The organism is Desulfosalsimonas sp. (assembly GCF_046483245.1).
Taxonomy (GTDB): Bacteria; Desulfobacterota; Desulfobacteria; order Desulfobacterales; family Desulfosalsimonadaceae; genus Desulfosalsimonas.
In genome coordinates this window covers 20,702-42,654 of the sequence record NZ_JAWODO010000040.1, presented here as the reverse complement: position 1 = coordinate 42,654, position 21,953 = coordinate 20,702, and the positions used below count along the sequence as shown (strand labels likewise).

Here is a 21,953-nt window from a genome sequence, read left to right as displayed (position 1 = left end):
AAAAGACATTTTTCAAATGATCAATATTGAGGGATTGAGCAAAAGCTACGGCGGTCATGTGCTGTTTGACGACGTGAGCCTGCGGGTCCATGCCGGCGAGCGCCTGGGGCTGGTGGGCAGAAACGGGCATGGCAAAACCACCCTGTTTCGGCTCATAATCGGAGAGGAAAGACCGGATGCCGGGAGCATTTCCCGGCCGAGGAATTACCGGATCGGTCATGTGGCCCAGCAGCTTGCATTTTCCGCACCCACGGTGCTTGAAGAAGGCATGCGCGGCCTGCCCCCGGATGCTGCAGACGCCTACTGGGAGGTGGAAAAAATTCTTGCCGGGCTCGGGTTCTGCCAGGCGGATATGCAGCGGGCGCCTGCGGAATTTTCCGGCGGCTATCAGGTTCGGCTCAACCTGGCCAAGGTGTTGGTCTCCCGGCCGGACATGCTTTTGCTTGATGAGCCCACCAACTATCTGGATATCACTTCCATCCGCTGGATCCGCCAGTTTCTGGTCAACTGGCCGGGCGAGGTCTTTTTGATCACCCATGACAGAAGCTTCATGGACGGCGTGGCCACTCATATCGCCGGGATCCACCGTAGAAAAATCAAAAAGATCGCCGGCAACACGGAAAAATACTATACCCAGATTGCCCAGGAAGAAGAGGTGTATGAAAAAACCCGGCAGAATGACGAGCGCAAGCGCAAGGATATCGAGCGCTTTATCAGCCGGTTTCGGGCCAAGGCCCGCTTGGCCAACCTGGTGCAGTCCCGGGTCAAGACCCTTTCCAAGCTGACCCGGAAGGAAAAACTGGAGCAGGCCAAAAACCTGGATTTTTCATTTAAGAGCCCCGGCTTTACGGGAAAATACATGCTTCAGGCGGAAAATCTCGCATTTTCCTATAACAGCGGACAAGCCAGTGAGCCGGCCGCCTGTCTGATTGACGATTTCTCCATGACTATCGCCCCGGACGAGCGTATCTGCATCATGGGCAGAAACGGTGCCGGAAAAACCACCCTGCTGCGCCTGCTGGCAGGGGAGCTGCCCCCGCATGCCGGCCGGATTGACAACCATCCCAACGCGGTCAAGGGCCTGTTTGAGCAAACCAATATCCACACCTTATCCGATGAGCGCACAGTGGAGGAAGAAATCCTGGCGGCCAACCCGGACATGGGGCGCCAGGCCGCCCGCAGCATCTGCGGGGCCATGCTTTTTGAGGGGGATCAGGCCTTGAAAAAAATCCAGGTGCTTTCCGGCGGGGAAAAATGCCGGGTCATGCTCGGCCGGCTGCTGGCCGCGCCGGCCAATTTCCTGCTGCTCGACGAGCCCACCAACCATTTTGACATGGAGTCGTGTGACGCATTGCTGTCTGCCATAGACGCATTTGACGGGGCCGTGGTGATGGTCACCCACAATGAAATGTTTCTCCATGCCCTGGCCCGGCGCCTGGTGGTTTTCCAGGGCGGCGGAATCGAGGTATTTGACGGCACATACCAGCGTTTTCTGGAAAATGTGGGGTGGGAGGAGGACGAGCCCGCCGCCGGCCGCCGGCAGGCCCCGGCGCAGAAAGCCGATTGTGCCGGCCAGATCAGCAAGAAGGATTACCGCCGCCTGCGTTCAAAAATCGTGGCGGAAAAAAGCCGGGCGTTAAAGCCGGTGGAAGATCAGATCCAGGCGGTTGAAGACGATATTGTGCAATGGGAGCAGCAGCTCGAGGATTTAAACGCCCGGATGCAGAAGGCTTCGGTAAACGGCGGGGGCCGGGAGATCGCCGAACTGTCCAGGGCCTTACACGAGTGCCGGCAAAACATTGATGCCGGTTTTGAGCGCCTTGAATCCCTGTCGGCCGAGGCGGATGCCAAACGGGCGGATTTTGACGCGCAAATGGAACAACTCGACAACCAGCGGCCCTTTTAAAAGATCAAATCCTCTTCCTCGGGCTTCCAGAGAATCTTATATAGATCCTCTCTTCTGCTCTGCAGATTGCGCACGCTTCCCTGCTGCCGCAGTTCCTTTAGCAAATCCAGGTCCAGGTCCACCATCAAAGTCATTTCTGTGTTGGGAGTGGCTTCTGCGGCAATAGCATCATGGGGAAAGGCAAAGTCCGAAGGGGTGAACACCGCAGCCTGGGAATACTGGATGTCCATGTTTTCCACCCGGGGCAGGTTGCCCACACTGCCGGATATGGCCACATAGCACTCGTTTTCAATGGCACGGGCCTGGGCGCATCTGCGCACCCGCAGATAGGCGTTTTTGGTGTCTGTCCAGTAGGGTACCAGCAGGATATTCATTCCCTTGTCCACCAGGTGGCGGGACAATTCGGGAAATTCAATGTCATAGCAGATCAGAATCCCGATTTTGCCCATGTCCGTGTTAAACACCCGCAGGTCGCTGCCGCCACGCAACCCCCAGTACAAAGACTCGTCCGGGGTGATGTGGAGCTTGTACTGGGCATCCCAGGTGCCGTCGCGGCGGCAGAGATAGGAGACATTGTAAAGGTGTTCGCCGGAGTACTCCGGCACGCTGCCGGCAATGATGTTGATATTGTAGGCAAGGGCCATCCGGAGAAACGATTCCCTGAGCGGTTCGGTGTATTCAGCCAGTGACCGCATGGATTCAGCCGGGTTTTCCTGGTTGAAATTGCGCAGAAGCGGAGCGTTTAACATCTCGGGAAACAGAATCAAATCTGAATTATAACCGGCTACGGCATCCACGAAAAATTCCGCCTGCTGGATAAAATCATCAAACGAGGCAAAGGGGCGCATCTGCCACTGGACCACGCCGATTCTGGGATAGGCTTTTCTGCCGCCAAACAGCTTTCGCTTTTTTTCATAATAGATGTTGTTCCATTCCAGCAGCACCCCGTAGGAGCGCGACTGGCTGTCTTCGGGAATGTAGTTTTTCAGGATTTTCTTTATGTGAAAGTCATTGGCCAGCTGAAAGGACAGCACCGGATCATAAATCTCGTTGTTTTTGACCTTCTGGATGTACTGCTGGGGGGTGAGCTCCTCATGATATTCGTCATAGCCCGGAATACGGCCGCCAAAAATGATTCCCCTGAGGTTTAATTCCTCGCAGAGTTCCTTTCTGGCGTCATAGAGGCGCCGGCCCAGGCGCAGGCCCCGGTAGTCGGGATGGACAAAGATGTCGATGCCGTAAAGGGCGTCTCCGGCCGGATCATGGCCGCTGATGTGGCTGCCGCCGATAACCTCGTCGTAAGAGTGCTTTTCCTCGTAGATATCCGCGTTGACAATGATGGCAAGGGCTGCGGCCACAACCTTTCCCTTGTCCTCGATGCAGATTTGGCCTTCGGGAAACCGATGGATCAGGGTGTGAAATTCGCTTCTGTCCCAGGCCCCCATCTTGTCGGGATAGACCCGGTCCATGATTTCCTTGACATCCTGGTAGTCCCGGGTGATTAAATTGCGAAGCTTGAGTTTGTGTTCCGATGTTTGACTGGCGGTATCCATGCTGTTCCTTTTGGCTTTTGTTTCAGTTCCGGCCCCTGCCGGAGGTTTTTCCTGCAACGGCGGGCAGACGCCTTAACCTGCCTGATTTAAAGCAAGTTGACACATCCGGTAAATCCGGCTATATAATAGGTATACGACCACATGTCCATAATAAAAAATATTTAAGGAAAAAATTAAGCATATGTCAAATCGCCGCCAGATATCGGGCCAGGAAATGATTCAACTTGTTTGGGGTGCAGCCCTGCTGTTGATGGGCGTTGCCTTTTTTTTCCGGATTCCCCTGATCATGGAGCAGGTTGCCGAAATTCAACATTTTGATTCCGTCCGGATCTTTTTGCACATTGCCTTTTATCTCATGGCCATTATTCTGGCCGGCGGGGGAATTCAGAAATTGTACCGTTTCCGGCAAACCCGGGAAGAGAGCGACCCTTAGGGTTTCGCGGTTTTGCCAAATCGGTTTTTAGAGACATTGGAAAAAACCATGAACAACGTTAAGTCATTTAACAAGAAACCCGGCAAAAATGATGGCAAAGCCGATGCCTGCTATTTAAAGTCGGAAGTGGCCTACCGCAGCAAACTCCAGGAAATCAGCAATGCGGTGTCTGCGGCCTCGGATATTGACGGCATCCTCATTGATGCGGCCAGCGACATTGTTGAAATCATGGGGGCCCGGCGTATCACCATTTACTACATCGACGGCATCCAACGGGAACTGGTCTCCAGGTTCAAGTCCGGCGACGAGATCAATGAAATCCGGGTTCCTGTCAACAAGCACAGCATTGCCGGCTACTGTGCGGTGACCCGGCAGATGGTCAATATCAAAAACGTCTATGATGCCCGGCAACTTGCCGGCATTGACCCGGAGCTTGGCTTTGATCGGTCCTGGGATGAGAAAACCGGTTTTGAAACCCGCCAGGTGCTGGCCGCCCCGATTGTGTTTCAATCCGTTGTGCTGGGTGCCATTCAGCTTATTAACCGCAAAAAGGGCGGACCCTTTTCAGCCGGGGATGAAAAAAAGCTTTCCGAACTGGCAACCATCCTGGGCATTGCCCTGTACAAGCAGCAGCAGATGACCGCCCGGCTCAAAGGCCGGTTTGATCTGCTGCTGGAAAATTATATCATCACCCGGGAAGAACTCGATGATGCCGTGATTGCCGCCAGGGAGCGCAACAAACCGGTGGAGCGCTTCCTTGTCGAAGACCTGGAGATCGACAAGTCCGATGTCTTAAAGTCTTTGAGCCGGTATTACAACCTGCCGGCCGTGGAATACAGCGATGACATGGATCTGCCGGCCGATCTCATCGCAGGGCTGGATCCCGGCATGATGAAAAAACAGGGCTGGGTTCCGGCGGGTTTTGAAAACGGGGATCTGCTTGTGGCCATGGCTGACCCGGATGATCTGGAATGCCTTGCGCGGATCCGGGAGCAGTTTTCCGGTTACACGGTCCGTGCGGCCGTGGCCATGAAAAAAGATGTTTTAAACATGCTCCGGCTGTCGGCGGACATGCAATCCCGGCCGGCCGGGTCTCTGGGAACCCGTGTTCTGACCGTGCGCGGGCCGGCGGATCAGCGGGATCAAAACAGTGCTTTATTGACTGAAAAAAGCCCTGAAGTGGCCGAATTTCTGCATAATCTCCTGGCAGAAGCCTGCGGTTGCGGCGCTTCTGCTATTCATTTTGAGCCGGAGCCGGACCAGATGGAAGCCCGGGTGCGCTTTCGGATTGACGGGGTTTGCACATCCGCTCAGACGATTTCAGGCAGCCTGTACAAGGCCGTAGTGGAGCGGGTCAAGGCCATGGCGGGCCTGGATATTGCCCGGATTCGCCCTCATCAGTATGGCCGGATCCGGTTCCAGGTCGAAGACGGCCGGGATGCAATTTTTCAGGTGACCACCATTGCCACTGCAGGCGGCTGGGAGGATTTGGTGCTGCGGATCCAGCCTGTGGCCGCACCCATGCCCATACATGGCCTGGGCCTTGGCACAGACACCAGGCAGGCGTTTGCACACGCGCTTGAAAATACCCACGGGCTGATCCTGGTTTCCGGGCCTCCGAAATCCGGGCGAACCACCACCCTGCATGCGGCTTTGGCGCAAATCAACTCGGAAGAAAAAAAAATCTGGACTGCGGAAAAAGCCCTGGAAATCATTCAGTCCGGCCTCCGGCAGGTCCGGGTGGATCCGGCGGCCGGCTATGATTATGCCGCCGCCCTGGAGTCATTTGTTCTTGCAGATGCCGACAGCATTTTAATTGACGATATTCCGGACCGAAAAACCGCCAATGCGGCTGTTTCCACATGCCTGTCCGGCAATCTGGTCCTATCGGCGTTTACCTGCCAAGGGGCTCCCGAGACGCTGGCCCGGCTTGTTGCCATGGATGCAGATGCTTTTCATCTTGCAGAGGCCTTGGTTTGCATTTTGTCCCAGCGTCTTGTGCGGACCCTTTGCACGCGGTGCAGGCAGGCCATGCACCCGGACCGCAAAGAATATGATGAACTGGTATCTCTTTACGGCAAAGCCGCTTTTGCCCGGGATATAGACATCGCGTATTCCAAAGATCTGACATTTTATGCCCCAGCCGGATGTCCGGAATGCAGCCATACCGGATACAAAGGGCAGACCGGGATTTTTGAACTGCTTTTTGTCACCGACGAGATCCGGGACATGATTCAGACCCGGCCCCCAGGCCGGCACCTGGGTCCCATGATCCGGGAGCATGCTGTTGCCAAGGGCATGACCACACTGTTTCAGGACGGAATCGCCAAGGTTTTTGCCGGATACTGCGACCTGGCACAGGTGGGCAGGGCCTGAAAAAATTTACTCCCGGATTTGTTTTGGCTTCGGATTATACTTGACAGGCCCGATTGGCTGGTATTATAACGCTGTTAAGGTAAGTAACACTTACATACACTGCAGAACGCAGGAAAACCGGCATGCAGCAAAGCCGTCTGAATTCCCACCGGAACCAAACACATATTGCGGGGTACGAATCATGAAAGTACTGCACATTGATCACATCGGCGTGGCTGTCAACAGCAATCAGGAAAGCAAAACCTTCTGGTCCGACATTCTGGGCCTGCCCTTTGAGGGCGAGGAAACCGTGACCGAGCAAAAGGTCAAAACCGCATTTTTCCCTGTGGACAAAAGCGAGGTGGAACTGCTGGAATCCACGGCAGACGACGGCCCCATTGCGAAGTTCATTGAAAAAAAAGGCCAGGGCATCCATCACATCGCCTTTCGGGTCGATGATATTGAGGGCGCACTGGCCGAGCTTAAGGAAAAAGGCGTAAAACTCATTGATGAAAAACCGCGCCTGGGCGCCGGCGGTGCCAAAATCGCCTTTATCCATCCCAAGGCCACGGGCGGGGTGCTGGTGGAACTCTCAGAGAGATAAAAATCAGATTATCGAAAGATAATATCCACGAACCAAACAAAACGGAGAACGACATGGCCGAACATCCTGAAAAACCTAGATGGATTGAGCTTGCCAAAAAGGAATTGAAAAACAAGCCGGTTGAATCCCTGGAAAAGAAAACCCCGGAAGGCATTACCTTAAATCCTTTGTACACGGCCGAAGACATCCAAGGCCTTGATTTTATCAACACCCTGCCGGGCTTTTCCCCGTTTGTCCGCGGCCCCCGGGCGACCATGTACGCGGGACGGCCATGGACCATCCGCCAGTATGCCGGTTTTTCCACTGCACGGGAGTCAAACGCGTTTTACAAGCGCAACCTGGCAGCCGGGCAGAAGGGGCTGTCAGTGGCCTTTGACCTGGCCACCCACCGGGGATATGACTCGGATCACCCCCGGGTGACCGGTGATGTGGGAAAAGCCGGGGTTCCCGTGGACACGGTGGAGGACATGAAGATCTTGTTCGATGAGATCCCCCTGGACAAAATGACTGTGTCCATGACCATGAACGGCGCAGTATTGCCGGTTCTGGCCGGGTATATCGTGGCCGCAGAAGAGCAGGGCGTCTCACAGGAAAAACTGGCCGGCACCATCCAGAATGATATTTTAAAGGAATACCTGACCCGCAACACCTACATTTATCCGCCGGATCCGTCCATGCGGATCGTCTCGGATATTGTCGGGTATTGTTCGGCCAACATGCCCAAGTTCAACACCGTGAGCATCAGCGGCTATCACATGATGGAAGCCGGGGCTGACTCGGTGCTCCAGACCGCCTTTACCCTGGCAGACGGTTTGGAATACGTGCGCGCCGCCCTGGATGCCGGTCTGGAAATCGATTCGTTTGCCCCGCGCCTGTCGTTTTTCTTTGGCGTTGGCATGAATTTTTTCATGGAAATCGCCATGCTCCGGGCCGCCCGCTATTTGTGGGCCGATTTGATGAAGCAGTTCAATCCCAAAGATCCGCGCTCTACCATGCTGCGCACCCATGTGCAGACATCGGGCTGGAGCCTGACCCAACAGGATCCGTACAATAATATCATCCGCACCACCTTGGAAGCCCTGGCAGCGGTTCTGGGCGGGACCCAGTCGCTTCACACCAACGCGTTTGACGAAGCGGTCAGCCTTCCCACGGACGTTTCCGCCCGGGTGGCCAGAAACACCCAGTTAATTATCCAGGAGGAATCCCAGATCACCAGCGTGGTCGATCCCCTGGGTGGTTCTTATTACATTGAATCGCTCACCAACGATGTGATTTGCCAGGCCCGGGCCATTATCGATGAAGTCGAGGAAATGGGCGGCATGGCCAAGGCCATTGTGGAGGGCATGCCCAAGATGCGCATCGAGGAGGCCGCCGCCCGCCGCCAGGCCCGCATTGATCAGGGAAAGGACGTGATCATCGGTGTCAACAAGTACCCGGTGGAGGAGGAAACCGAAATCGAGGTGCGCGAGATCTCCGAATCCGTGCGTGACGAACAGGTTCGGTGGATAAACGAAATCCGGGAAAAGCGCGATGAAAACGAGGTTCGCCGCACCCTGGAAGCCCTGACCAACTGCGCTGAATCCGGCGGCAATCTGCTTGAGGCCTGCATTCCTGCTGTGCGCGCCCGGGCCACGGTCGGGGAGGTCTCAGAGGCCATGGAAAAGGTCTTTGGCCGATATGTGGCCACCACTCAGTGCATTTCCGGGGTGTATGCCGGGGAATACCAGGATGACGAAATCATTGCTGCCATCCGCAAGCGGGTGGATGAATTTGCCGAAAAACACGGCCGCCGTCCCCGGATTCTGCTGACCAAGATGGGACAGGACGGCCATGACCGGGGCGTGAAAGTGGTGGCAACCGCCTATGCGGATCTGGGCTTTGACGTGGATTTAAGCCCCATGTTCCAGACCCCGGAGGAAGCCGCCAAGATCGCCGTGGAAAACGACGTGCATGTGGTGGGGGTCTCCAGCCTGGCCGGCGCCCACAAGATCCTGGTTCCGCAAATGGTCGAGGAACTTAAGAAACAGGGTGCAGAAGACGTGCTGGTGGTTGTCGGCGGTATCATTCCGCCGGTTGACTATGATTTTCTCTATAAAACCGGCGTGGCCAAGATTTTCGGCCCCGGTACCATGGTGACCGATTCGGCCAACCAGGTATTAAACGCCCTGAAATAATATGCCTGAAGATGCCGCATACTATATCGATGGGGTGCGGTCAGGAAACCGCAAGGCGATTTCCAAGACCATCACCCTGATTGAATCCGCACTGCCTGGTCACCAGGAATTGACCTACCAGGTGCTCGACGGCCTGCTGCCGTATACCGGTCAGGCCGTGCGCCTGGGCATTACCGGGGTTCCGGGAGTCGGCAAAAGCACCTTTATTGAAACCCTCGGCCTCCGGCTCATTGAAAAAGGCCGCAGGGTGGCCATTTTAGCGGTTGATCCCAGCAGCGCCAAAAGCGGCGGCAGCATCATGGGTGATAAAACCCGCATGGAAAAACTGGCCGCCAATTCTGAGGCCTTTATCCGGCCCTCGCCCTCGGGCGGGACCCTGGGCGGTGTTGCCCGAAAAACCCGTGAAACCATCCTGGTGCTCGAGGCGGCCGGATACGATGCGGTTATGGTGGAAACCGTGGGCGTGGGTCAGTCGGAATTTTCCGTGGCTTCCATGGTGGATTTTTTCCTGGTGCTGCTTTTAGCCGGTGCCGGAGATGAGCTGCAGGGCATCAAGCGCGGAATCATTGAGCTGGCAGATGCCATTGCGGTCAACAAGGCTGAGGGTGAAAACTTTTTCCGGGCGGAAAAGGCCAGAAAGGACTATGAAAACGCTTTGCACATGATGGCCCCCAGGAGCGATTGCTGGCAGCCGCCGGTGCTTACCTGCAGCGCCCTTGAAATGACCGGTATTGACGAGATCTGGGACACTGTGCTTGCCCACCGCAAGCAGATGCAGGCTTCAGGGGCCCTTGAGCGAAGACGCCGGGAACAGGCCCGGCAATGGTTTGATTTTCTTGTGGAGCAGGGACTCAAAGACTGGTTTTACGGGCTCGGAGAAGTCCGGACCCTTCTGCCGGAACTCACCCGGCGCCTTGAAGACGGGGAGACAACGGCAATGGCCGCAGCCAGACAGCTGCTGGACCTGGTCACGCACGAACACGAAAGGACACAGATATGAGCGGAGTTTCGGACAAGATCAAGGAGCTTCTTGAAAAAAAAGCCCGCATGCGGGAAATGGGAGGCGAAAAGGCCGTTGCCAAGCAGCAGGAAAAGGGCAAGTTAACCGCCCGGCAGCGGCTTGAACATCTTTTTGACGCCAACACGTTCCGGGAAATTGATATTTTTGTCAAACACCGGTGCGTGAATTTCGGCATGAGTGAAGTCGACGTTCCCTCCGACGGGGTGATCACCGGCCATGGCCGTGTCAACGGCCGGCCGGTGTTCGCCTTTGCCCAGGATTTTACGGCAAGGGCCGGCACCCTGGGCGAGATGCATGCCAGCAAGATCTGCAAGATCATGGATCTGGCCATGAAATCCGGGGTTCCCGTGGTGGGATTCAATGATTCGGGCGGCGCGCGTATCCAGGAAGGTGTGGACGCGCTGCGCGGCTACGGCGAGATTTTTTACAGAAATTCCATTGCCTCCGGGGTGATTCCCCAGATTTCGGCCATCATGGGACCCACCGCCGGCGGTGCGGTCTACTCGCCGGCCATGACCGACTGGGTATTTATGGTTAAAAAGACCAGCCACATGTTTATCACCGGCCCCCAGGTGATCAAAAGCGTCACCGGAGAGGAAATTTCCTTTGAGGACCTGGGTGGTGCCACCACCCACAATGAAAAAAGCGGGGTGGCGCATTTTGCCTGTGACTCTGACGAGCACGCCATTGAGCGCATCCGGGACATGCTGTCCTATCTGCCGGCAAACAATATGGAGGACCCGCCTGTGGCCGATACCGGCGATGATCCCGAAAGGCGCGATGAACGCCTGGACACAATTATTCCGGCCGATTCCAACCAGTCCTACGACGTCAAGGACGTGATTGCCGCAATCGTGGACAACGGCGAGTTTTTCGAGCCCCATGAGCACTACGCCAAAAATATGGTGGTGGGCTTTGCCCGGCTAAACGGCCGAACCATCGGCATTATCGCCAATCAGCCCAAGTTTTTGGCCGGGTGCCTGGACATTGACGCCTCAGACAAGGCCACCCGGTTTATCCGGTTTTGTGACGCATTTAACATTCCCTTGCTGACCTTTGCGGATGTGCCCGGTTATATGCCCGGCAGCGACCAGGAGCACGGGGGCATCATCCGGCACGGCGCCAAGCTGCTGTGGTGCTATTCCGAGGCCACGGTGCCCAAGCTGGTTGTGATTTTGCGCAAGGACTACGGCGGGGCCTATATTGCCATGAGCTCCAAGCACCTGGGCGCAGATATGGCCTTTGCCTGGCCGTCTGCGGAAATCGCGGTCATGGGCGCTGAAGGGGCGGCCAATATTATCTACCGCAAAACCATCGACAATTCTGAAGATCCAGTGGCCACGCGCAAGGAAAAGGTGGAGGAATACCGGGATTTGTTTTCCAATCCTTACGTGGCCGCAAACCGCGGGTATATCGATGACGTGATTGTGCCCAGCGAAACCCGGCCGCGGCTCATCGAGGCCCTGGACATCCTGTGCACCAAGCGTCAGAGCCTGCCGCCGAAAAAGCACGGCAATATTCCGGCATAACGAGGGGGTTGAAGATGGAAAAGAAAAAACAGGCCGCACTTGCCGCAGTGCTGCATTATCTGGACTGCGAAAAGGCCGCGCAGGCTGAAGCTGAAACCGGCTGGCAGCAAGCCGCCGATCAGGGCCGGGCCCGGATGCCGGACGGTTATGTGAGCCCCTGGGCTTTGAGCGGCCGCCAGGCACAGATGCAGATGCGGACCATGGTCCAGATGAAGGTGTTTTAGCAGGGCTTGTGTCAATATATGCAAAAATATGAAACTATTTATAGCAAAAATTAATCCATAAGGTGAGGAGATCTGGGTATGACCGAACACCATGAACTCAAGCAGACTGAAGTCAAATACGGCGCGGATCGCCCCAAGGCGGCCAATCCGGTTAAAATCGAGGACCTGACCCTGCGCGACGGGCACCAGTCCCTGTTTGCCACCCGCGGCCGTACCGAGGACATGATCCCTGTGGCGGAAATGATTGACGATATCGGTTTCTGGGCCGTTGAGGTCTGGGGCGGGGCCACGTTTGATACCATGCACCGGTTTTTAAACGAAGATCCCTGGGAGCGGCTGCGCACACTGAAGCGCTATATCAAGAAAACGCCCTTTTCCATGCTGCTTCGCGGCCAGAACCTGGTGGGATACCGAAATTATCCCGATGATGTGGCCCGGGCCTTTGTGGAGCGGACCGCGGAAAACGGCATGGACATTTTTCGCACCTTTGACGCACTCAATGATTTCCGCAATTTTGAAACCGTGGTTGAGGTGATCAAGAAATGCGGCAAGCATTTCCAGGGATGTGTCTGCTATTCCATGACAGAGCCGCGCATGGGCGGGGATGTCTACAATATCGAGTATTATCTCAAAAAGGCCAGAGAACTCGAAGACATGGGGGCGGATACCATCTGTGTCAAGGACATGGCCGGTCTGCTGTCGCCTTATGACGCATTTGAACTCATCAAGGCGTTGAAGGAAAACGTCAAGGCGCCCATTCATCTTCACAGCCATTTCACCTCGGGCATGGCGCCTTTGACGCATATGAAAGCCATTGAAGCGGGCGTGGACATCATTGACACCTGCATGACCCCCTATGCCTACCGCACATCGCATCCGGCCATCGAGCCGATGGTCATGTCGCTTCTGGGCACCAACCGGGACACGGGCTTTGATATCCGTGCCCTGGCCGCCATCAACGAGAAACTGGAAAAAGACATCCTGCCCAAGTACAAGAACCTGCTGGATGACTCCAAGGTTTCGGTGATCGACATCAATGTCCTGCTGCACCAGACCCCCGGGGGCATGCTTTCCAACCTGGTCAACCAGCTGCGGGAAATGGATGCTTTGGACCGCATTGACGAGGTCTACAAGATGCTGCCCAAGGTCAGAAAGGACCTGGGCCAGGTGCCCCTGGTAACGCCGACAAGCCAGATCGTGGGCATCCAGACGGTCAATAATGTGCTGTTTGACGATGAAAACGAAAGCTACAAGATGATCACCTCCCAGGTCAAGGACCTGTGCTATGGTCTGTACGGCAAGACCCCGGCCGGGGTCGACCCCGAGGTTCAGAAAAAGGCCCTCAAGGGCTATCCCAGGGGCGAGGAACCCATTGAATGCCGGCCCGCGGAAATCCTGGAGCCGGAACTGGAAGCTGCCAAAGAGGCGGTCAAGGATATTACCACAGATATTGATGATGTGCTTATCTATGCCCTGTATCCGGTCACCGGAAAGAAATTTCTGAAATACAAGTACGGACTGGAGACCCCGCCGGATTCCCTGAAGCCCAGGACCCTGGAAGAGGCCAAAAAGGAAGAGGATCTGATCCGCAAGGTGCGCACCGGTGAACTCAAGGACGTGCTGGAAAAAGCCGAGAAAAAGGGCCAGGCTCCGGAAGGCGACAATGTCCGAAAATTCAACGTTTTTGTGGACGGCGAGGAATTTGAGGTGGCGGTCGAAGACACGGGCATGCCCTTTGTGACCGCAGCGCCCCAGCAGGCTGCTCCAGCCCCGACCGGCCCTCGCAGAGCAGGCGGTCAGGCAGCACCTGCGGCCCGTCCGGCGCCTTCTTCGCAGAAATCCGAAGCTGCCGGGCAAAAGGCCGAAGCGCCTGCAGCGGCTAAAAAACCGGCTGCTTCCGTTGAGGGTCATCCCATCAAGGCGCCCATGCCGGGCACCGTTATTCGCTATGAGAAAAAAGAAGGCGACAGCGTGGCCGAAGGCGACACTGTTGTGATCCTGGAGGCCATGAAAATGGAAAACTCCCTGACAACGCCCGTGGCCGGCACGGTCAAGGCCATTGGTTTTTCCGAAGGCGATTCAGTGGCCAAAAACGACGTGCTTTGCGTGATTGCATAAAAACGGAGCAAATGACTTATGAAGATACACGAATACCAGGCCAAACAGCTGTTTTCCCAATACGAGATACCCATTCCCAAGGGCGCGGTGGCTGACAGCCCTGATGCGGCCAAAGTCGCCGCCCAGTCCCTGGGCGCATTTCCCGTGGCGGTCAAGGCCCAGATCCATGCCGGCGGCCGGGGAAAGGGCGGCGGGGTCAAGATCGCAAAGGATCTGGCCGGGGCGGAAGCCCATGCCAAAGACATCATTGGCATGAATCTGGTCACCCCCCAGACCGGGCCCGAAGGTCAGCGCGTCAAAAGGGTGCTTATTGAAAGCGGGCTGGAGATTGAAAAGGAGCTTTACCTGAGCCTGATGACCGACCGGGAATCGGCCGAGGTGCTGATTATGGCCAGCGAGGCCGGGGGCATGGATATTGAAACCGTGGCCGCTGAAACGCCCGAGAAAATCATAAAGGTTTATGTCAATCCCCTGTCGGGCATCTATCCCTACCACTGCCGGCAGGCGGCATTCGGGTTAAACTTGGGAAAGGAGCTGCTAAAGCCGTTTTCCCAGATGCTGACCCGGCTTTATAAGCTGCTGATGGAAAAAGACGCCTCCCTGGTGGAAATCAACCCCCTGGTGATCACCAGGGACCAGGAGTTAATCGCCCTGGATGCCAAAATCAATTTTGATGACAACGCGCTTTACCGGCAGAAGGATGTGGCGGAAATGCGCGATTTGGACGAGGAAGACCCCCTGGATGTGGAAGCCTCCAAATACAACCTCAACTACATCAACCTTGACGGCACCGTGGGCAACATGGTCAACGGCGCGGGTCTGGCCATGGCGGTGATGGACACCATCAAGCTGGCCGGGGCCGAGCCCGCCAACTTCCTGGATGTGGGCGGCGGGGCTACCGCGGAAATGATTGAAAACGGTTTCCGGATCATTTTGTCAGATAGGAAGGTCAAAGCCATTTTGATCAATATATTCGGCGGGATTCTCCGCTGCGATGTGCTGGCCGAGGGCGTGGTCAAGGCAGCCAAAAATACCCAGATTGACGTGCCCCTGGTGGTGCGTATGGAAGGCACCAACGTGGAAGAGGGCCGTCAAATCCTTGCCGAATCAGGCCTGGAGATACAAACGGCCCGGGATCTGGCTGATGCCGGGGAGAAAGTGGCTGCGCTGGTATAAATTTCGAATCAAACATGAAGAACATGAAGGTCATGAAGAAAAAACCGGAAAAATGACCGGTTTGGTGTTCTTCATGATGATCAATAGTGAATGCAATCAGCTGAGGAAACCCATATGAGTATATTTGTGGATGCAGATACCCGGGTGGTGGTGCAGGGGATTACCGGAAAAGAAGGGCAGTTTCATGCCCGGCAGTGCGTTGAATACGGCACCAATGTGGTGGCCGGTGTAACTCCGGGCAAGGGCGGACAAAAAATGGACGAGGTGCCGGTGTTTAACTCCGTGGCCGCTGCCGTGGCTGAAGCCGGCGCCAACTGCAGCTTGATTTTCGTGCCCCCGCCGTTTGCCGCAGATGCTGTTATGGAGGCCGCGGACGCGGGCGTGGACGTGATTGTCACCATCACCGAGGGCATTCCCGTACTTGACATGATGCGGGTGAAACACTATCTCAAATCAAAGCCGTGCCGCCTGATCGGCCCCAACTGCCCGGGCATCATCACGCCGGGGGCGGCCAAGGTGGGCATCATGCCCGCCCCGATTCACAAGGCCGGCGGTCCCATTGGCGTGGTGTCGCGCTCCGGGACCCTGACCTACGAGGTGGTCTACCAGTTAACCCAGCAGGGCATCGGCCAGACCACATGCATTGGCATTGGCGGTGATCCGGTCAACGGAACCAATTTTATCGACTGCCTGGAAGCTTTTGAGGCCGACCCTGAGACAAAAGGCGTGGTTATGGTGGGCGAAATCGGCGGCAGCGCCGAGGAGCAGGCTGCGCAATTTATCAAGGAGCGGATGTCCAAACCGGTGGTCAGCTTCATTGCCGGGATGACCGCCCCTCCGGGCCGGCGCATGGGCCATGCAGGCGCCATTATTTCCGGGGGCACGGGCACGGCCCAGGGCAAGGTCGAGGCGTTGAAAGCCGCTGGTGTGCACGTGTGTGAAAATCTCGGCCGCATCGGCGAGCTTTGTGCCAAAGTGTTTTAAGCGGATGGGAGTTGAAAAAAAACAATCAAGGCGCAAGGTCAGTATGGCTTAACCATTGCATTTATCATTTTTTATCCATTTATCATTTTCTATCCGGGAGCGGATGATATGAACTGGTTTGCACAAAACATTTCCACCGCCATCGGCAAAAAGCTGCTCATGGCGGTCACCGGCTTCGGCTTTGTGGGGTTTATCCTCATGCACCTGGCAGGGAACCTGAGTTTTTATTTCGGCAAGGACGCGTTTTTGAAATACGTGGAAACCCTGCACACCCTGGATCCCATCATTGTGGTGGTGGAACTGGTGCTCTTGGCCCTGGCGGTTATTCATGTGAGCACCGGCACGATTTTGTTTTTTCAGAACCGCCAGGCGCGTACCACGCGCTATGCAGTCAATAAAACCGCCGGGGGCCGAACCATTGGTTCGCGCACCATGCCCTATACCGGGTTTCTGATCCTGCTGTTTGTGATCCTGCATTTGTCACAGTTTCATTTTATTGACCATGCAGTGCAGACGCCCTGGGACGCTGCGGTGGATACTTTCAATAACGGGTTGTTTGCCCTGATCTACATGGCAGCCGTGATCCTTGTGGGCATCCACATCCGCCACGGTTTCTGGAGCCTGTTTCAGACCCTGGGGTTGAATAACGAAAAATACATGCCCCTGATCCAGACAATCGGCATTGTGATTGCCGTTGCCGCGGCAGTGGGGTTTTTCTTTGTTCCTGTCTATATCCGTACGGTTATATAAGAAAAGGGGTGGTACATGACACTTGAATCCAAAATACCGGCCGGGCCTTTGCAGGACAAGTGGGACCGGCATCGTTTCGAGCTCAAGCTGGTCAACCCGGCCAACAAAAAGAAATTCAACATCATTGTTGTAGGCACTGGGTTGGCCGGAGCCTCGGCTGCGGCAACACTGGCCGAGCTGGGCTATAACGTGAAAAACTTCTGCATCCAGGATTCTCCCAGAAGGGCCCACAGCATTGCGGCCCAGGGCGGGATCAATGCAGCCAAAAACTACGCCAATGACGGCGACAGCATCTGGCGGCTGTTTTATGACACGGTCAAGGGCGGTGATTTCCGGGCCAGGGAGGCCAATGTCTACCGCCTGGCCCAGCTCAGCGTCAACATCATCGACCAGTGCGTGGCCCAGGGTGTGCCCTTTGCCCGGGAATACGGCGGACTGCTGGACAACCGGTCCTTTGGCGGGGCCCAGGTGTCGCGAACATTTTACGCCAAGGGCCAGACCGGCCAGCAATTGCTGCTCGGGGCTTACAGTTCGCTCATGCGCCAGGTCAATGCCGGAAAGGTGGAGATTTTCCCCAGGCGCGAGATGCTGGACGTGGTGCTTGTGGACGGAAAGGCCCGGGGCATTGTGGTGCGCAATCTGGTTACCGGAGAACTGGAATCCCACAGCGCCCACGCGGTGGTGCTGGCGACCGGCGGCTACGGAAATGCCTATTTCCTGTCCACCAATGCCATGTCGTCAAATGTCACGGCTGCATACCGGTGTTATAAAAAAGGGGCGCATTTTGCCAACCCCTGCTTTACCCAGATTCATCCCACCTGCATTCCCGTGCACGGCACCTACCAGTCCAAGCTCACGCTCATGAGCGAAAGCCTGAGAAACGACGGCCGGGTCTGGGTGCCCAAAGAACCCGGGGACAACCGGCCGCCCGGTCAGATCCCCGAATCTGAGCGGGATTATTACCTGGAGCGCAAGTACCCGAGCTTCGGCAACCTGGTGCCAAGGGATGTGGCCTCACGCAATGCCAAGGAGCAGTGTGACATGGGCAAGGGCGTGGGAGAAACCGGCCTTGCCGTGTACCTGGATTTTGCCGATGCCATCGCCAGAGACGGCCGGGATGTGATTGCCGGCAAATACGGCAACCTGTTTGAAATGTATGAAAAAATTACCGGAGAAGATCCCTATCAGACGCCCATGAAGATCTATCCGGCCGTGCACTATACCATGGGCGGCCTGTGGGTGGACTATAACCTGATGACCACCATTGACGGGTTGTTTGCCCTGGGCGAGGCCAATTTTTCCGATCACGGGGCCAACCGCCTGGGCGCCAGCGCCCTGATGCAGGGGCTGGCAGACGGCTATTTCATCATTCCCTATACCATCGGCGGCTATTTGGCCGGCACGAAACTGCCGGAGGTGGATGCCTCGGCCGCGGAATTTGCGGAATCCAGGTCGCAGATCCAGTCCCAGGTGGACAAGCTGCTTTCCGTGTCCGGAAAACGCACTGTGGCTGATTTTCACAGGACCCTGGGAAATATTCTGTGGGATTACTGCGGCATTGCCAAGGAGGAGGAAAGCCTGAAAAAAGCCAAGCAGATGATCGCGGATCTGCGGGCGGAGTTCTGGGAAAACGTTACCGTGCCCGGAGATGCGGCCGATTTCAACCAGGCCCTGGAAAATGCGGGCCGGGTGGCGGATTTCATGGAATTCGGCGAGCTGATGGTCACAGACGCCCTGGAGCGAAAGGAGTCCTGCGGTTGCCATTTTAACACAGCCTACCAGACAGAGGACCATGAGGCCCTGCGCGATGATGACAACTACTGCCACGTATCGGTATGGCAATACACGGGCGCGGATTCAGGTCCCGTACTGCACACCGAGCCTCTTGAATTTGAAAACGTGGAACTGACCCAGAGGAGCTACAAGTAAATGAGTACCCAAACCATTGACCTGACCCTCAAGGTCTGGCGTCAGCATAAAAACAATCCCCGGGGATCTTTGGAAACCTATCCGGCCAAAGGCATTTCAACAGACATGTCGTTTCTGGAAATGCTCGACGTTGTCAACGAGCATCTCACCGCAGAGGGCATCGAACCCATTGCCTTTGACCACGACTGCCGGGAGGGCATCTGCGGCATGTGCGGGGCTGTTGTCAATGGCCGGGCACACGGGCACATGCCAGAGACCACCCTGTGCCAGCTGCACATGCGGCATTTTAAAAACGGGGACACCATCGTGATTGAGCCCTGGCGGGCCCGGGCCTTTCCTGTGGTCAAGGACCTTGTGGTGGACCGAAGCGCCCTGGACAAGATTATCCAGGCCGGCGGCTATATATCCATTAATGCCGGCGGCCCCCAGGACGGCAATGCCATGCCCGTCCCCAGAGACAATGCGGAAAAAGCCTTTAACGCCGCGGCCTGCATCGGGTGCGGGGCGTGCGTGGCCGCATGCCCCAATGCGTCGGCCATGCTGTTTGCCGGGGCCAAGATATCCCATCTGGCGCTTTTGCCCCAGGGTCGGCCAGAGGCCAAAAAAAGGGCCCTGTCCATGGTGCGGACCATGGATGCGCTGGGATTCGGCAATTGCTCAAACGAGGCCGAATGCGAGGCCGAATGTCCCAAGGGCATTTCCATCCGGGAAATCGCCCGGATGAACCGGGAGTTTATCAAGGCGGCACTGTCCTAAATTTGTGTTTTTCCCAAAGCCGTGTTATAGACCTAAAAACATGGGGATAAGAACGGTTTTTTAAGCAGTATGAATCAATACGCGGCTTTGGGGAGGAATCATGAGAACAATCAAGTGGCTGGGGATGCTTTCATTTCTCGGCGGTCTGGTACTTGTGGGATTTCAGGCAATTGCCTCGATCATGGATGAGGGGCAGACGTTTTACAACCACACTTTGGCAAGTGTGTTCGGGCATGACGCCTTTACCTGGATCGAAAGTTTTCCGGTCGCTTTTTTGAGAAGTTATCTGGATTCCCTGGTGACAGCGCCGCTCTATATTGTTCTGCTTTGTGCAGGGGGGGTGCTGCTGGTGATCAACGGCCTGTTTGCCAAGAGCTGATGGCACCGTAAAAAGCTTTTTGCCGCGTTCGATGTTTTTTGCAGGAAGGAAGCCCATTACGAGTGCATCAAGAGCTGAGTTTTCAAAAAAGAGCGGCAGATCCCGGATCTGCCCCTCTTTTTTTTGTTTATTGTTTGGATTTCAAGGCAGCTTTGAGTTTTTCTCCCAGATCGCCCATGCCGGAATCGGCAGAGACGGTTTTTTTATAGGACTGCCAGTCGCCTTTATCCGCAGCATCGGCCGAGGCAAGCGAGATTTTCCGGTCTGCGGTGTGAATGGCTTCAATGGTTACGGCGATGGGATCATCGACTTTTAAGCCCTCGATCTGTCTGGCATTGGGGGCGTTATTGATTTTGGATACAGGCAGCAGTCCCACCACCCCGGGCTCTATGGCCACGAAATAGCCGAAGGACTCCTTTTTCTCAATGGTGCCGGTGACCTGCTGGCCGGGTTTGTACCGGTTTTCTATATTGATCCAGGGATCGCCTTCCGCATCTTTCATGCTCAGAGAAATTCGCCGCTTTTCCGGATCAATGCCCTTGATCATCACGGCCACATGCTGGCCGGGGGCAACCTCGTCTTCTGCTTTGAGCACGCGCTTTTTATAGCTCATCTCACTGATGTGCACCAAGCCCTCCACACCCGGTGCGATTTCTACGAATGCCCCGAAATCCGCACACCGGGTGACCATGCCGTCGACCTTGTCGCCCAGGCTGAATTTTTGGGAAATATCCTGCCAGGGATCACCGGCGGCCTGCTTCATGGATAGCGAAATCCGGCCCGGCTGGCCTGGTTTTTCCGGCTCCCGGATATCAAGGATCTTGACGCGCACCGGATCTCCGGCAGACACGGCATCTTCAGGCTTTTCGAGCCTGGACCAGGAAATTTCGGATATGTGCACCATGCCCTCCACCCCGGCGGTCAGTTCCACAAAGGCCCCGTAGGGCATCAGCCGGGTGACTCGTCCGTCAACGATATCGCCCACGGAAACGGTCTTGAGAAACTGCTTTCTTTGCTCGGCCATGTAACGCTCCAGCAGCTCCCGGCGGGAGACCACGATGTTTCGGCCCCTTTCCTCGATGCGGGTGATGAGAAATTCGTATTCACTGCCCACATAATCTTCCGGTGTTTCCACATAGACCACATCCATCTGGCTGATCGGGCAGAAAGCGGTTTTGCCGGAAACATTGACCCGGAATCCGCCCTTGCAGGTTTCAGTGACCTTGCCCTGGACCGGGACCTTGGCGCGCTGGGCTTCATAGAGCTGGTGGATGCCGCTTTCGGCGGTCATGTTCCTGGAAAGCCGGATTTCGCTGTCATCTTTTGACACCACGTAAAGGGTGAGCGGATCGCCCAGGTTGTAGGGGAAATTGCCTTCCTTGTCGGTGAGTTCGGATTTGGCCGCCACCCCGTCGATCTTGGTGCCGGTGCTGACAAACACACTGTCTTGTCCAATGGCGATGATCTCGCCGGTGATCTGTTCGCCGATGCGCAGATCGTCTTTCATCTCACTCATGTAGGATTCAAACAGATCCGCAAAGCTTTCTTCTTTATCAGATCCGTTTTCTTCCGGGATGTCATTTTCGGACATGGTTTTTGCTCCAGCAAATCAGTCAATAATCGGTAATAGCGATTTTCAAATTTTGCCGCATCTACTGCGTCAGCCGATATCTTGCATGGCCGACTATCGCTTAACATCGGCTTCCTCGTATCTGCGGCAAACTTGGAAATCGCTCAGGTTACAGTAATTTTAAAAAAGCCGCCCTTAATGCCTTGGTCCCGGGGTTTGGCCGAAAGAAAACGTTTCCAAGGAAGTCCAAGGTCGGGTTTGGATTTTTGTAGCGACATTGAGCGTTTTTGCGGAAAAATTCAGCAAATGCCGAAGCAAAGAAATTTCAAACTGTTTGAGGCCGATAGGCCGAGTTTTTGAAATTTCAGCGAAGGCATTTGATGAATCCGCAAAAACGGTCAGGAGCGAAAAAATCCAAACCCGACCGCAGGGCTTCCTTCCTGACAAGCAGCAAGCCATATAAAAGGCTTTTTGCGATACCCTCACGGTTTA

General features: G+C 55.7%; 17 protein-coding genes. 15 read left to right on the top strand and 2 right to left on the bottom strand.

The genetic code is table 11. The annotated features are described in order from the left end of the window. The first annotated feature begins 16 nt into the window (after positions 1 to 16). A complete protein-coding gene (locus R6U41_RS03950) occupies positions 17 to 1,906 on the top strand; it encodes an ABC-F family ATP-binding cassette domain-containing protein (protein ID WP_410268536.1) in 1,890 nt (629 codons plus the stop codon). Here R6U41_RS03950 and R6U41_RS03945 read toward each other — a convergent pair. Beyond that, entirely contained in the window at positions 1,903 to 3,459 is a 1,557-nt protein-coding gene (locus R6U41_RS03945; RefSeq protein WP_410268535.1) for a GNAT family N-acetyltransferase, read from the bottom strand. The genes R6U41_RS03950 and R6U41_RS03945 overlap by 4 nt on opposite strands. Before the next feature lie 214 nt (positions 3,460 to 3,673). On the opposite strand from R6U41_RS03945, the gene R6U41_RS03940 reads away from it, so the two are divergent. From R6U41_RS03940 to R6U41_RS03875, 14 genes are all read left to right on the top strand, one after another. Then, positions 3,674 to 3,892 carry a hypothetical protein gene (locus R6U41_RS03940; protein WP_410268534.1) on the top strand — a complete coding sequence of 73 codons (219 nt, stop codon included), beginning with the start codon at positions 3,674 to 3,676 and terminating at the stop codon, positions 3,890 to 3,892. 48 nt (positions 3,893 to 3,940) lie between these two features. After that, positions 3,941 to 6,268 carry an ATPase, T2SS/T4P/T4SS family gene (locus R6U41_RS03935; protein ID WP_410268533.1) on the top strand — a complete coding sequence of 776 codons (2,328 nt, stop codon included), beginning with the start codon at positions 3,941 to 3,943 and terminating at the stop codon, positions 6,266 to 6,268. Between the two features lie 181 nt (positions 6,269 to 6,449). After that, the gene (gene mce, locus R6U41_RS03930; protein WP_410268532.1) at positions 6,450 to 6,851 is read left to right on the top strand and encodes a methylmalonyl-CoA epimerase; all 402 of its coding nucleotides are present in this window, start codon (positions 6,450 to 6,452) and stop codon (positions 6,849 to 6,851) included. Positions 6,852 to 6,904: 53 nt separating this feature from the next. After that, on the top strand, positions 6,905 to 9,025 hold the full coding sequence (scpA, locus tag R6U41_RS03925) for a methylmalonyl-CoA mutase (protein ID WP_410268531.1): 2,121 nt from the start codon (positions 6,905 to 6,907) through the stop codon (positions 9,023 to 9,025). 1 nt (position 9,026) lies between these two features. Then, the gene (gene meaB / locus R6U41_RS03920; RefSeq protein WP_410268530.1) at positions 9,027 to 10,025 is read left to right on the top strand and encodes a methylmalonyl Co-A mutase-associated GTPase MeaB; all 999 of its coding nucleotides are present in this window, start codon (positions 9,027 to 9,029) and stop codon (positions 10,023 to 10,025) included. Beyond that, complete coding sequence (locus R6U41_RS03915) at positions 10,022 to 11,575, top strand: acyl-CoA carboxylase subunit beta (RefSeq protein WP_410268529.1); 1,554 nt, start codon at positions 10,022 to 10,024, stop codon at positions 11,573 to 11,575. The genes meaB and R6U41_RS03915 overlap by 4 nt, the downstream gene beginning before the upstream one ends. 14 nt (positions 11,576 to 11,589) lie before the next feature. After that, positions 11,590 to 11,799, top strand: a complete 210-nt coding sequence (locus R6U41_RS03910; protein ID WP_410268528.1) for a hypothetical protein — start codon at positions 11,590 to 11,592, stop codon at positions 11,797 to 11,799. A 78-nt stretch (positions 11,800 to 11,877) separates the two neighbouring features. Further along, a complete protein-coding gene (locus R6U41_RS03905) occupies positions 11,878 to 13,917 on the top strand; it encodes a pyruvate carboxylase subunit B (RefSeq protein ID WP_410268527.1) in 2,040 nt (679 codons plus the stop codon). An 18-nt stretch (positions 13,918 to 13,935) separates the two neighbouring features. Continuing rightward, on the top strand, positions 13,936 to 15,093 hold the full coding sequence (sucC, locus tag R6U41_RS03900; RefSeq protein ID WP_410268526.1) for an ADP-forming succinate--CoA ligase subunit beta: 1,158 nt from the start codon (positions 13,936 to 13,938) through the stop codon (positions 15,091 to 15,093). A 114-nt stretch (positions 15,094 to 15,207) separates the two neighbouring features. Next, positions 15,208 to 16,077 (top strand): succinate--CoA ligase subunit alpha, encoded by an 870-nt coding sequence (gene sucD / locus R6U41_RS03895; RefSeq protein WP_410268525.1) that lies wholly within the window; start codon positions 15,208 to 15,210, stop codon positions 16,075 to 16,077. A 108-nt stretch (positions 16,078 to 16,185) separates the two neighbouring features. Further along, on the top strand, positions 16,186 to 16,827 hold the full coding sequence (locus R6U41_RS03890; protein ID WP_410268524.1) for a succinate dehydrogenase cytochrome b subunit: 642 nt from the start codon (positions 16,186 to 16,188) through the stop codon (positions 16,825 to 16,827). A 15-nt stretch (positions 16,828 to 16,842) separates the two neighbouring features. Continuing rightward, positions 16,843 to 18,756, top strand: a complete 1,914-nt coding sequence (locus R6U41_RS03885) for a fumarate reductase/succinate dehydrogenase flavoprotein subunit (protein WP_410268523.1) — start codon at positions 16,843 to 16,845, stop codon at positions 18,754 to 18,756. Further along, positions 18,757 to 19,512, top strand: a complete 756-nt coding sequence (locus R6U41_RS03880) for a succinate dehydrogenase/fumarate reductase iron-sulfur subunit (protein WP_410268522.1) — start codon at positions 18,757 to 18,759, stop codon at positions 19,510 to 19,512. It begins immediately after the preceding gene. A 100-nt stretch (positions 19,513 to 19,612) separates the two neighbouring features. Next, positions 19,613 to 19,891, top strand: coding sequence for a hypothetical protein (locus tag R6U41_RS03875; protein WP_410268521.1), 279 nt, complete (start codon positions 19,613 to 19,615; stop codon positions 19,889 to 19,891). Between the two features lie 127 nt (positions 19,892 to 20,018). On the opposite strand, the gene R6U41_RS03870 is transcribed toward R6U41_RS03875, so the two are convergent. Continuing rightward, positions 20,019 to 21,482, bottom strand: coding sequence for a 30S ribosomal protein S1 (locus R6U41_RS03870; RefSeq protein ID WP_410268520.1), 1,464 nt, complete (start codon positions 21,480 to 21,482; stop codon positions 20,019 to 20,021). Positions 21,483 to 21,953 lie beyond the last annotated feature (471 nt).